At 67.5% G+C, this 12,737-nt stretch carries 11 protein-coding genes; 10 read left to right on the forward strand and 1 reads right to left on the reverse strand.

Translation table 11 applies throughout. The features are described 5' to 3' along the window. Positions 1-17: 17 nt before the first annotated feature. From Pla123a_RS16880 to Pla123a_RS16905, 6 genes are all read left to right on the forward strand, one after another. Positions 18-1,724, forward strand: a complete 1,707-nt coding sequence (locus Pla123a_RS16880) for an ExeA family protein (protein ID WP_146589096.1) — start codon at positions 18-20, stop codon at positions 1,722-1,724. Further along, entirely contained in the window at positions 1,717-2,250 is a 534-nt protein-coding gene (locus tag Pla123a_RS16885; protein WP_146589098.1) for a hypothetical protein, read from the forward strand. Before Pla123a_RS16880 ends, Pla123a_RS16885 begins: the two co-directional genes overlap by 8 nt. A 99-nt stretch (positions 2,251-2,349) precedes the next feature. Then, positions 2,350-3,285, forward strand: coding sequence for an SDR family oxidoreductase (locus Pla123a_RS16890; protein ID WP_146589100.1), 936 nt, complete (start codon positions 2,350-2,352; stop codon positions 3,283-3,285). Positions 3,286-3,565: 280 nt separating this feature from the next. Beyond that, positions 3,566-4,390, forward strand: coding sequence for an RDD family protein (locus Pla123a_RS24715; RefSeq protein ID WP_197528060.1), 825 nt, complete (start codon positions 3,566-3,568; stop codon positions 4,388-4,390). 58 nt (positions 4,391-4,448) lie between these two features. Beyond that, the gene (locus Pla123a_RS16900) at positions 4,449-5,177 is read left to right on the forward strand and encodes a polyprenol monophosphomannose synthase (protein WP_146589102.1); all 729 of its coding nucleotides are present in this window, start codon (positions 4,449-4,451) and stop codon (positions 5,175-5,177) included. A gap of 241 nt (positions 5,178-5,418) precedes the next feature. Then, positions 5,419-6,621, forward strand: a complete 1,203-nt coding sequence (locus tag Pla123a_RS16905; RefSeq protein WP_146589104.1) for a 6-phosphofructokinase — start codon at positions 5,419-5,421, stop codon at positions 6,619-6,621. Between the two features lie 75 nt (positions 6,622-6,696). On the opposite strand, the gene Pla123a_RS16910 is transcribed toward Pla123a_RS16905, so the two are convergent. Continuing rightward, the gene (locus tag Pla123a_RS16910; RefSeq protein WP_146589106.1) at positions 6,697-8,409 is read right to left on the reverse strand and encodes a hypothetical protein; all 1,713 of its coding nucleotides are present in this window, start codon (positions 8,407-8,409) and stop codon (positions 6,697-6,699) included. Between the two features lie 301 nt (positions 8,410-8,710). On the opposite strand from Pla123a_RS16910, the gene Pla123a_RS16915 reads away from it, so the two are divergent. From Pla123a_RS16915 to Pla123a_RS16930, 4 genes are all read left to right on the forward strand, one after another. Further along, on the forward strand, positions 8,711-9,607 hold the full coding sequence (locus tag Pla123a_RS16915) for a secretin N-terminal domain-containing protein (RefSeq protein WP_146589108.1): 897 nt from the start codon (positions 8,711-8,713) through the stop codon (positions 9,605-9,607). 83 nt (positions 9,608-9,690) lie between these two features. Then, complete coding sequence (locus Pla123a_RS16920; RefSeq protein WP_197528062.1) at positions 9,691-10,869, forward strand: aldo/keto reductase; 1,179 nt, start codon at positions 9,691-9,693, stop codon at positions 10,867-10,869. Between the two features lie 160 nt (positions 10,870-11,029). Then, a complete protein-coding gene (locus Pla123a_RS16925) occupies positions 11,030-11,935 on the forward strand; it encodes a lipase family protein (RefSeq protein ID WP_146589112.1) in 906 nt (301 codons plus the stop codon). A gap of 138 nt (positions 11,936-12,073) precedes the next feature. Next, positions 12,074-12,658, forward strand: coding sequence for a hypothetical protein (locus Pla123a_RS16930; RefSeq protein ID WP_146589114.1), 585 nt, complete (start codon positions 12,074-12,076; stop codon positions 12,656-12,658). Positions 12,659-12,737 lie beyond the last annotated feature (79 nt).

Raw genomic sequence — 12,737 nt, forward strand, 5'->3', positions numbered from 1 at the left:
TGCCCCGGAAACCCGTGATGACCATGCCAGCCGCGACCGAAGCTGACCAAGAGCGCGCCTTCCCCGCCTACGCGTGCGCCGAACGTTACTTTGCTAGCAGCATTGCCGAGCAGGCAAGGCGCGGCGTCGACGCGTGCGTCCGCCGCGGCGACGGACCCGCGCTGGTGATCGGCGCCCCCGGCATGGGCAAGACCATGCTGCTGGAGGTGCTGGCGAGCGGCTTCGAGGAGCGGTTCGGCGTTGCGAGGCTGACCGGCTCGCAGGTCTGCACCCGCCGGGCGCTGCTGCAGGCGGTGCTGTTTGGTCTCGACCTGCCTTACCGCGAACGCGAAGAGGGCGAGCTGCGGTTGTCGTTGATCGAGTCGCTGCAGGACGCCGAGGCGTTCCCCAACGGCGTTGCGGTGCTCGTCGACGAGGCGCAGCTGCTGACGCCGCGTCTGCTCGAGGAGCTGCGGGTGCTGTCGAACCTGACCCGCCGCGGCGAGCCGATCGTGCGTCTGGTGCTGCTCGGCGGGCCGGCGCTCGAGGAGACCTTCGCCAGCCCCGAGCTCGAGTCGTTCAACCAGCGGATCGGCGCCCGGGCGTACCTCAGCACACTCACCTACGAAGAGACCCGCGAGTACGTCCGGAGTCACGTGGCCGCCGTCGGCGCCGACCCGGACGAGGTCTTCACCGGTGAGGGGCTCGACGCCGTGTTCCACGCCACCGACGGCGTGCCGCGGTTGGTCAGCCAGATCTGCGACCGGGCGTTGCGGGCGGCGGTGACCAACTCCCGCGACCAAGTCGACGCCCAGGTCGTGCAGCAGGCGTGGTCGGACCTGCACCAGCTGCCGGCTCCGTGGACGCCGGCCGAGCCGCGTCGGTCGGTCGCGACGCAGGTCGCCGTCGAGACCTCGGCAAGTGTTGTCGAGTTTGGCGACCTCGCCGAGCTTTCCGACGAGCTTCCACACGAGCCGCTCCGGGAGCCAATCGCCGAGTCTCCCGCCTTCCCCGAGGCGCGGATCGACGAGCAGGCGGCCGTCGAGCAGGCGACAAGCCGCCAGCCGGTCTGGAACGCCGACGAAGCGCTGGGGATTGCCGAGCCGGTTGAGCGGGCGATCATGGCCGCGTCGTCTCCGGAGGTAGCGGACGACCCGTTCGGAGAAGAGTTCCAGGAGGAGGAGATCGTGATCGACCGCTTCTCCGGCCTGGAGATGGTGTTCCAGGCTTCGACGCCGATAGTAACGAACACGCTCGACCCGAAGCTCAGCACGATCGCCGGTTCGTTCGCCCGCGACGAGCAGCAAGACGCCGAGGCCGACGAAGAGTACGAGTTGAGCGGCACGCTAGAGTCGTCGGACCACGACGATCCGGTCGCCGAGCCGCCAGTTGCCAGTGCGCCCGTTGTCAGCGAGCCAGTTGTCAGTGAGCCAGACGCCGTACAACCAGATGTTTCTAAGCCATTCGCTTCTGAGCGGCGTCAGACACAACTGCTCCGCCTGCAGCAGGACGAGTTCGAGCTGCTGGACGAAGACGACGACGTGCTCGACGAGACTCTCGACGACACGCCGGACGAGCGGCTGTCAACGTTCTCGATCGACGCCCCCGCGAACAGCGGTGACGCTCCGTCCGATCGCGACATTCTGGTGATCGAGGACGACCTGGTTGAGATCGAGGGGATCAAGCAGCCGATGGCGCGTCGGCTCGAGTACCGCCAGCTCTTCGCCAAGCTGCGGCATGGATAGGCGACACGACCAACCCGTCCCGCGGTCGACCTTCCTGCCGCTCGCAGCGTTGCCCGTGGCTGACTTGGCTGCCGGCGGCGGCCGTGTGGAGCTGTACCTGTCGCCGAGCGGCTTCGAGGCCGACGCGGCGGCCGCGGCGCTGACGGTGCTCCTGCGGGCCGAAGACGCAAAGTCCGAGCGGCTGCTGCTGGAGGTCTCTGACCGGTTTGCCGGAGCGGAAGATCGGTCGCCGCTGACCCGCGTGTCGACCGCCAGGGTGTGGCGGAGCGGCGTCGCCGCTACCGGCGGGCGGCGGCGTGACTGGGTGCTGCTGCTCGAGGAGTGTCGCGCGGCGTACGCCACCACGCTGATCGCTCTGGGCGGCAGCGACCCCGGTCTGCAAACGCGGCTCGCGGGCCTGGCCGACCGGACGGTCGTGGTCAGCCGGGCAGGGCGGGGCGAGCTCGCCCACACGCACCGGCTTGTCCGCCGGCTCAGGGGCGACGGCGTCTACCGCTGCGAGTGCATGTGGCTCGACGCGGCCTAGGGCGTGCAACCGACCCTTGCCGACCGGCTCGAATGACCTATTCTTGCGCCTGACGGCCGCCTTCCCCGCCACGCCCCAATCCAGACGCAATCTCCCGACATGACAACCTACCTGGTCACCGGCGGCGCCGGCTTCATTGGCTCGCACATTGCCACCGCACTAGTCGAGCGGGGCGATAAGGTCCGTGTGCTCGACAACCTCTGCTCCGGTTTCGAGGCGAATCTCGTGCACCTCGGTTCCGACTGCGAGCTCATCAAGGGCGACGCGGGCGATCCTCAGGCGGTCGCCAAGGCCATTGAGGGCGCCGACGTCGTGTTCCACGAGGCGGCGCTCGCCTCGGTGCCGGCCAGTGTGCGAGACCCGCTCGCCTCGCACGCGGCCTGCGCGACCGCCACCGTCAACGTGCTCGACGCCGCCCGCAAGGCGGGAGTCAAGCGGGTAGTGTTCGCCGCGTCCAGCGCCGCGTACGGCGATCAGCCCTGCTCAAGCAAGCGCGAGGACGACCCGCACGACCCGCTCTCGCCCTACGCGGCGGCAAAGATCGCCAGCGAGTACTACTGCAAGGCGTTCACCAAGTCGTTCGGACTGGAGACCGCCTGCCTCCGCTACTTCAATGTCTACGGCCCGCGGCAGGACCCCAAGAGCGAGTACTCGGCCGTGATCCCGATCTTCGTCAGCAAGCTGCTGGCCGGCGAACGCCCCACCATCTACGGCGACGGCGAGCAGTCCCGCGACTTTGTTTTCGTGCGGGACGTCGTGCAGGCGAACCTGCTGGCGGCCGAACGCCCGGAGGCAGTCGGTCAGGTGTTCAACGTCGGTACCGGGCGGCGGTTCACGCTGCTGCAGCTGATGGCGGCCCTCAACAAGTTGTTGGGGACCGAGGTCGAGCCAATCTTCGCCGACGCCCGCGCCGGCGACGTCCGCGAGAGCCTGGCCGACATCACCCGCGCCCGCACGCTGCTGGGCTACGAGCCTGGCTTCAGCCTGGAAGAAGGCCTGCGGCAGTCGGTCGAGTACTACAAGTCGATCGCGTAGCGACTTCCCACGGGCAGCGGACGGGCGATGCGCGGTTTCCTTGGCGTCGCCAGAAAAAAGTCGACTCGCGGCGCCGTTTAGCCTAGGATGGCCTGCGGACAGAGGCACAAGAGGCGCGTCGGGCGTTCCTTGGCAGGACGCTCGTTCCCAATACCGCGCCAGCTGCCGCCTACCTGGCGTCGCCTTTCGGGCGGACGTCTAACGGCTATGTCGTCTAACGGCTATGTCGTCTAACGGCTATTTAGTGCAGCGGCGATCCCTCTTCGGATCGACCGAAAACATGAGTGTTCGCTCTAAGTGCCCTGGTTGTGGCGCGTCGCTGAAGATCTCGCTCGCCCACGCCGGTAAAAAGGGTAAGTGCCCCGGCTGCGGCAAGACTCTTAAAATGCCGAGCGAAGAGCAGCTGCGGCAGATGATGGCCCGGCAGTCCAGCAAGTCGGGCATGGCGGTCGGCAGCACCTCGGCGGTCGCTGCGGCCCCAGCCAAGCCGAGTCCGCCGCCCCAATCTCCGGCCCAGCCTCCGGCCGACGACCTGTTCGACGATCTCGGTTCGAGCAATTTCGACGAGGACGACTTCGACTTCCCGGACCCGCCCGCGGCGGGGACCCAGGAGACGGTGAACCCGTACGCGTCGCCGTTGGCGGAGTACAAGGCAGAGCTGTCGGCTTCGAATAAGCTGGTTTACGCTGGCTTCATGTCGCGTTGGGGCGCCGCCATCGTCGACGGTCTGGTCCTGCTGGCAATCTCGTGGGCAATTGGGTTTTCGATGGCGTTCGCAGCTGCAATTGCCGGGATGACGCAGACCGAGAGCGGTTTGGCTGTGGTTCAGCTGGCGATCCAGGTCGTCGCCCAGGTGGCGGGCCTGCTCTACTTTGCGTTGATGGAGTCCTCAGCCTCGCAAGCGACTTACGGGAAGCGGATGGCCGGCATCAAGGTGACCGACGTCAATGGACACCCGATTTCGTTCGGTCGTGCTGTGGCTCGTTATCTGGCCAAGATCGTCTCAACGCTTACGCTGATGATCGGGTACCTAATGGCGGCGTTCACGCCGAAGAAGCAGGCCCTGCACGACATGATGGTGGGCACGCTTGTTGTGAAGGCGTAGGCGGGGTACCCTCGGCCGGGAGCCTGTGACCCCCGCCGAAGAACCTCTCGCGATCCCGATGGCGACCCCCAAAACCCTGATCGCGATTGCTACCTACAACGAGCGCGAGAACCTGCCCGGGCTGATCGACGCGATCCACGAGCACGCGCCGCACGCCGACGTGCTGGTGGTGGACGACAACTCGCCCGACGGCACCGGCGACTGGGTCGACAAGTACGCGGCCGGCAACCCGTGGCTCGCCTGCCTGCACCGGGCGGGCAAGCTGGGGCTCGGCTCCGCCAGCTACGACGCCTTCCGCCACGCGATCGCCGGCGGCTACGAAGTCGTTGCGACGCTCGACGCCGACTGGAGCCACCCCCCCGACCGGCTCCCCGCGGTCCTTGCGGGCGTCGAGCACGCCGACGTGTCGATCGGCTCGAGGTACGTCCCGGGCGGCGGAATCGAAGGCTGGCCGCTGCGGCGGCGGGTAACCAGCTGGGTGCTGAACGCCGTGGCGAGCCGCGCCCTGCGGCTCCCGGTCAAGGACTGCAGCGGGGCCTTCCGTGCCTACCGCGTGGCGAAGCTCCGCGAGGTCGACTTCGATAACGTGCTAACGCTCGGCTACGCATATCTTGAGGAGCTGCTGTGGCGGCTCCGCCGGCAGGGCGCCACCTTTGCCGAGACCCCCTTCACCTTCCGCGACCGCGTCGCTGGGGCCTCGAAGATCAACCTGAGCGAAGCGCGGGCGGCCCTCCGCGTGATTGCCGTACTGGGGTGGCGCGAGTGGACCTCGCGGGGCCACTCCTAGCGAATGGCGGACCTCCTCGGGCCACTCCTAGCGATTGGTAGACCTGGCTGGGCCGCTCGTAACGGTTGCCCGGCTGACGGTTTATGCGTTGCGGGTCCAGATTCTCGCGGGCCCTGCCGGGGGGGCGACCTAATCTTGCGGTGCAAATCAATCGCGTCGCGCGTCCCTCGCATCTGATGCATTCGGCATTGGTAAGAGGGCGGCGCCGCCAAGACGGCTACCTCACTCGAAGGGCGACTCAATGAGCAAGCGAATCGGCATCCTCACCAGCGGCGGCGACTGCCCCGGACTGAACGCCGTGATCCGCGGCGCGGTCAAGAGCTGTCACCAGCTGGGCTACGACTGCGTTGGGTTCCTCAAGGGCTACGAGGGCCTGTACGACCCGGTGCAGTACGTCAACCTGACCCCGTCCAGCACCAAGGGCATCCTCAACCAGGGCGGCACCATCCTGGGCTCGACCAACAAGGGCCGCTTTGCCGCGGTCAAGGGCGTCGAGGACCGCGTGGAGATCGCCCCGCACCTGATCGAGGGCGTCAAAGAAACCGTTCGCCAGCTCGGCATCGACGGCCTGATCTGCGTCGGCGGCGACGGCTCGCTCGCCATCGCTCAGCAGTTCCACGAAAGCGGCATCCCGGTGGTCGGCGTCCCCAAGACCATCGACAACGACCTGCAGGCCACGGCGTTCACGTTCGGCTTCGACAGCGCCATCGAGTGCGCCACCGACGCCCTCGACCGTCTGCACACGACGGCCGCCAGCCACGAGCGGATCATGGTGCTCGAGGTGATGGGCCGGCACGCCGGTTGGATCGCGCTGCACTCCGGCATCGCCGGCGGCGGCGACGTGATCCTGATCCCCGAGATCGACTGGACCTTCGAGCACATCTGCGAGAAGATCCTGCACCGCGAGAGCCAGGGCAAGAAGTTCACTCTAGTAGTGGTCGCCGAGGGCGCCCACCTGCCCGAGGGCGGCATGGTCGGCGCCGAGCAGGACGGCCAGCAGGTCAAGCTCGGCGGCATCGGCAAGATCGTCACCGACGAGATCCAGAAGCGGCTGCACCGCGAGGCGCGGCTCTGCATCCTCGGCCACCTGCAGCGCGGCGGCAAGCCGACCACGTTCGACCGTGTGCTCGCCACGCAGTTCGGCGCCCACGCGGTGCGGCTGATCGTCCAAGAGAAGTTCGGCGAGATGATCTGCAGCCGCCCGCCCGACATGGTCAGCGTCCCGATCCTCGAGGCGGTGCACAAGATCCGCCAGGTCGACCCGACCGGCCCCGCCGTGCGGGCCGCCCGGGCGCTCGGCATCAGCTTCGGCGACCGCACCGCCGAGGACGCCTCGAGCGGCGTCTTTACCCGTGAGGAGGATCGCGAGTTCGCGGTCCAACACCACGGCGAGCACCTGCTCGATACGGCCGCGGCCGAATTGGAAGCGGCGTTGGCGGAGTAGCCATGACCGCCTAACCGTAGCAGTAGTCAAACAGCCCCGGGCATGATTGCCCGGGGCTTTTTCATTAGCGGGGCCCTACTCTTCCAGCGGCGGCGGACTAGGGCTTGCGGGCTGAGGGATTGGGGCCGCGCTCGCAGGGCCCGCCGAGAGCCAGTCGAGCAGGCGCCAGGCGAAGCCCGCCTTGCAGAGGCTCACCAGCACGCCGAAGCCGAGCAGGCAGACGCCCATGGCGTAGAGTTGCAGACCCTCGCGCAGCCGGTGGCTGGCAAGTCCGACGAGCACCGCCTGCAGCGCCGCCAGGCCGGCGACCGCGAGACAAACCACCAGCGACGCGACGGCCCAGCGGTCGCGGCTCATGCGGAAGTAGGCGCCGCCGCCGACCGCCAGCACCGCGGCGGCGACCGGCGGCGACCAGTTTGCTTGAACCGGCCACACGGCCGGGTACACGGTCACGAAGGCCATGCAGGTGACCGCCAACGCCAGCGGAGTCCAGGGCCGCAGCGCGCGGGAGACTCGGTCACGGCAGACAAGCGGGGTGGCCAGCAGCAGGATCGTCACCGCGTAGGCGGTCTGCAGCGACGAGGCGCCCAGTTCCAAAAGCGACGCCAATTCCGACCGCCAGCCGATCAGTCCCAGGGCAACGCCGCCGACGAGCGGCGCCGCGTGGCGGCTGTAGGCCCACCGGGCCGCCATCCAGCCGACCATCACGCTCGCACCGGCGGCGCTGAGCGGCCACGCCCCGCGGAGCGAGGTTTCGCCCGCGTTGAGCGACAGCATCGCCGCTAGCGAAAACGCGGCCAGCGCCTCGCCGCCCACCCGGCGGGCCGCGGCGCCCGCCAGCCCGAGCGCCGCGCTGAAGCCCAGAGCAATCACGAGCGGGCTGCCGCTCGCAGCCTGCACGACACCGAGCAGGTAGGTCTGCGCCGGATTGAGATCGCTCGGGAGGGTGGCGGCCACCGGCACAGCGACGCCGCCGAACAGCGCCAGCTTCTGAATCGCTAAGCTGCGGTTGCGCACGCCGAGCACCAGCAGCACTGCCGCGGTCGCCGCGGCGATTGGGCAGAGCAGCAGCGGCAAGAATGCGGAGTCGGCGCCCTTCGCCGGCGAGAACGAGACGCACAGCATCCACGTCCGCATCGCGGACGCCACGATCAGCAGCACAAACGGCGACCAGGGGTAGAACGGCCACCGCCAGTTGGAGCCCGCCGGGTGCAACGCCTCGCGTCCGCGCAGCGCCGCCGGCGCCAGGCAGAGGGTCGCCACGCCGGCGGCCACGCAGTAGGACAGCACGCCGCGGACCATGTCGTCGCTCCGCCCGTCGAGCGAGAAGTAGCCGAGCAGCGGGGGGAACGCGAACAGCACGGCAAGCTGCAAATAGAGCGGCGCCCGGAACGCGGCCGGCAGCTTGAGGTTGAGCGACCGCAGCACCGCCTCGCTGACGACCACCGAAAAGGCGAGCCCGAACCCCAGGCAGGCCGCCCCTGCCGGCCACTGGTTCAGGCACAGCGAGTCGAACACGGTCGACAGCGCGGTGAACATCAGCAGCAGAACCAGCAGCACGGTGCGGGCGTCTTCCCAGAGCTGACCCAGCCGGATCACCATGATCCCCACCAACGCCACCGCCAGTGAGTAGCCGCACAGCAGCAGGGTGAGCCAAGCGGCGTCGGTCGCGGTGTCGCGTCCCTGAAAGCCAAGGTTCAGGCCCCACAGCACCAGGACCGCGCTGAAGAGATACGCCGGGTTGCTCGGGTAGACCCGGCGCACCCAGAGAGATGAGTTCATCGACATACAGGGTTCCTCCTAACCGCTGGCCCGCGATTGAGATGAGAAAACGCGGAGATAAGACGAAGCGAATTTCGCTGGCCGCCGCCGGCAGTATTCCCGAGCGGCGGGGAGGGGTTTTTGCTCGTTGAACGAGCCCAGACGTCGATAGCGGAGTTTCATTCTTTGCGGCAGGCCGTTGCGTGGTTAGGCTCTGAGAAGCGACTAGTCACCGCCCGGCCGTGTTTTGTACGTCGTCCGGCTCGGTCCCTTGCGTGCGTCGAGTCTTTCCGATCGGCCTGTCTCTCATCTTGCTTGGAGGAACGTGATGTCTGTGCAAAAGCGAGTTGCGGTGTTGCTGGTCGGTGTGCTGGCGGTGTCCCCGTGGAACGCCGCGGCGCGGGCCGCGGACGACGTCCCGCGCGAGGAGCCTCCCGCCCCGCAGGAGGAGGTCCGTGTGTTTCGGCTCCAAGAAACCACTCCGTCGATCGTGAAGGTCCCCCTCGACAGCCTCTTCGAGGGCCACGCTCTCCGGCTGGCTGTGCATGAGCCCAGCAACCAGCTCGTGGCCGTTGGCTCACCACAGACGCTCGACCAGATAGCCGAGATCATCGAGTCGCTAGACCGGGAGCCGACCAGCCGGACTGCGACGCCGCAGTACCGCGTCGACGTCACGGTCTGGCAGGTCGATGATGAATCAGGTCGGCTCGACGCTCTGGTTAAGGAGAAAGCAGGCGGCCGGCTTCCGCTCAACCTCCCGCGCGACGAGTGCCAAGAGCTGGTCGCGTCGCTGGCCGAGGCAGGACTCGTGTCCCAGCCCGCCCGTCTGCAGTGCGGGCTGCTGGCAGAGCAGGAAGTCCAGATGAACGCGGGATCACGGTGTCCGGTCGAACAAAGCAGGGCCGTTAGTCGGGAGGGTGTGGTCACCAAGAACTTTACCTACGAATCGGTCGGCGCCGCGGTGCGGCTCCGCGTGCGGCGGGTCACCGGCGGCGCTGTTGCTGAACTCTTTGTGGAAGACTCTCGCATTTCGCCGACAGACACCGGCAGCTCTCCCGACGAGGACGCAGAGTCCGTCCCCAGGTACGTTGTGCCGCCGACCGTCACCATGTGCACGCTGCAGACGTCGCTTTGGCTCCCCGACGGCGAGGCGTCGCTGTACAGCACGGGCGGCGGGCCCGATGGGCTGCGGCTGCTGTATGTCGTGGACGTCACGCGGGAATAGCCGGCGCCGCATTGCCCGCGCAGCGGATTCCGCTTACAACGGCGGGCATGCAATACCGACGCTTTGGACGCACCGAACTGCAGATGCCCGTGATTAGTTGCGGGGGGATGCGCTATCAGCAGACCTGGGACGACGCGCTGCTGGACGTCGTGGAGGACGAGAACCAGCGGAACCTCGAGGCCACGATCCGCCGCGCGGTCGAGCTCGGCGTCAGCCACATCGAGACCGCACGCGGTTACGGCACCAGCGAGCGGCAGCTCGGGCTCGTGCTGCCGAAGCTGCCGCGGGACGAGATCATCGTCCAGACGAAGATCGCCCCGAATGCCGATCCTGAGGTGTTCCGCCAGCAGTGCCTGGAGTCGCTCGAGCGGCTCAACCTCGAATACGTCGACCTGCTCGGCCTGCACGGCATTAACAACTACGAGCTGCATTGGCAGTCGGTCCGGCCGGGCGGCTGCCTGGAGGTCGCCCGCGAGCTGCAGGCCGAGGGCAAGGTGCGCCACGTCGGGTTCTCGACGCACGGCCTGACGCACCAGATCCTCGACACCATCAACACCGACGCGCACGGAGGCTTCGACTACGTCAACCTGCACTGGTACTACATAAGCCAGTGGAACTGGCCCGCGGTCGAGGCCGCTGCGGCCCGTGACATGGGCGTGTTCGTCATCTCGCCGAACGACAAGGGCGGCCTCCTCTACAAGCCGTCGGACAAGCTGGTCGAGCTGTGCGGTCCGCTGCACCCGATCGTGTTCAACACGCTGTTCTGTCTCCGCCGGCCGGAGGTGCACACGCTGAGCCTCGGCGCGTCGAAGCCGAGCGACTTCGACCTGCAGATGGCGGCCCTCGAGATGACCGACCGGGCCGATGAGCTCGTCGCGCCGATCGTCGAGCGGCTCGAGCAGGCCCTCGAGGCCGCGACCGGGATGGATCCGCAGGAGGTCCTCACCGCCAACTTCGGCGCCGGCCTGCCGCTGTGGGACCAGGACTCGCCCGGCTACATGAACGCCCCGATGGTGCTGTGGCTGCGGGCCCTGGCGGTCGCCTACGACATGGTCGAGTACGGCAAGATGCGCTACAACCTGCTCGGCCGCGGGGGGCACTGGTTCCCCGGCCTGTCGGCGGGGCACATCGACTCGCTGGACGACGAGCAGCTTGCCAAGGCGTTCAAGAAATCGCCCCACGCCGACGATGTTGTCGGCTGGCTGCGTGAGGCCGACGAGCTCCTGGGCGGCGAGGCGGTGAAGCGATTGAGTCAAGAATAGCGGTTGGGCAGGCTGCGGCCGGCGTTCCGCACGGCCGCCCCGGACGCTAGCTGCCGCGATTGCTTGAGCGGTCTGCTGGGCGGGATTAGACTGACCGCTCTGGCAGATTTCCTCGGACCCGCTCGGACCCGCCTGCGCCGCCAAGGCGATCGATACCACCATGAGCCAGCCGCCCGCCGAAGCCGTCGTCCAGGTGCCGATCTACTCGAAGCTCGATCGGCCGATTGCCGAGCTGACTTTCCTGCAGCAGTCGCTGCTGTTCGCCGAGCTGTCGCGGCTGTCGTACTTCACACGCGGCGAGGCGGGCCGCCTGGCCAACGACATCGGGCTCCCCGAGACCCGCTACTACGACCGCGACGGCGCCCAGGCGTACGTCTTCGGCAGCGAGCACGACTGCGTGGTGACCTGCCGCGGCACCGAGCCGCACGAGTGGAACGACATCCGCGCCGACCTCGACGCCGTGACCGACGTCGCGGAGACCGTCGGCCGCGTGCACCGCGGCTTCAAACGCGAGGTCGACGACCTCTGGCCGCGGCTCGAGAAGGCGCTGCAGAGCAACGAGCGGACGCTCTGGTTCACCGGCCACTCGCTCGGCGGCGCGATGACCGCCATCTGCGCCGGCCGCTGCAAGATCTCGCACATCCCGTCCGACCCGGCCGGGCTGTTCACGTTCGGCTCGCCCCGGGTCGGCAACCACCGCTACGTGAACCACGTCAAGCTGAACTACTACCGCTGGGTCAACAACAACGACATCGTCCCCCGCGTGCCGCCCCGCTGGCTCGGCTACCGCCACGCCGGAACCGAGGTGTACCTCAACCGCAACGGAAAAATCAGCACCGTCGACGGGCTGATGCGGGCCCGCGACCGCTTCTGGGGCTTCGTGCGTTCGCTCCGCCGCTGCCGCATCGACCAGTTCACCGACCACAACATGGGGGAGTACATCGAGGCGATCCGCCACGTCGTCGACGCCGAGTCCAACGCCGACGACGACCTCCAGAGCACGGTCGAGCCCCGCCGCACGATGGCCCGCGCGACCGAGCCGAAGAAGGCGGTGCGGTCGGCGTAGGCCGTGTGACACCTCAGCTGGTGCGTCCTTAAGGCGCCCGGCTTGCCCTTTAGCTTGCGAGAACGCCGGGCGACGCTCGTGCTTAGCCGCCTGGCGCCGTCGCGTCTATGCGCTCGGCCAAGCCAATAGAACTGATTGATGCACCTGACTGCCAACCGAAAAGTCATCGAGCAGAAGACTCGATCGGAAGCCCTGTTTCGCGAGTCAAGCGACGCTGGTATGTGGCTGGGTCTCTGCGTGTTGCTGGTCCTCCTTGCCTTCTATGCCGAGTCCTCGGTTGCTCGTGGGCCTGAGGGATTGCACGTTGTTATCGGGGGATTGGTCTCGTGGGGAGGACTCGTAGGCGTCTCTGCATTGCTGGTTGCTCATTTCCGGAAAGCGCGAGCCTACTCAGGGTTAGCGCGCAAGGGGGGCAGCGCAAACGTGTTCGTGGAACTGAGCGATTCCGACCTCACCTACGGATTGCAGAACGCGTGGAGCAAGAAGATTGTCTGGGAGTTGGTGAGCCGCGTCGACTTCTCGCGAGACTCCCTCGTGTGCCACTGCCCATTCAGCGTGGTCCATGTTTCCTTGAGCGGGTTCAGCGCGAGCGAGATTCAGGAACTCGGCGACTTCTTGGAATCAACAAGAGGGCAGCTTACGAGACGACGGAGTTTTGGCTTGCCTGATTCCCACGCGTCCCAGTCTTATGGAATGGTCAAGCCAAATGAGCAGGCGATGTAGGTCGATAGCTTAGAGCCAATGCCTGGCCCCGCGGGGTGGCACGTCCCTGAAAGGGCGTGGCGACGCCGGTGGTGATTCA

This window comes from Posidoniimonas polymericola, from assembly GCF_007859935.1.
In the GTDB taxonomy this organism is placed as follows: Bacteria; Planctomycetota; Planctomycetia; order Pirellulales; family Lacipirellulaceae; genus Posidoniimonas; species Posidoniimonas polymericola.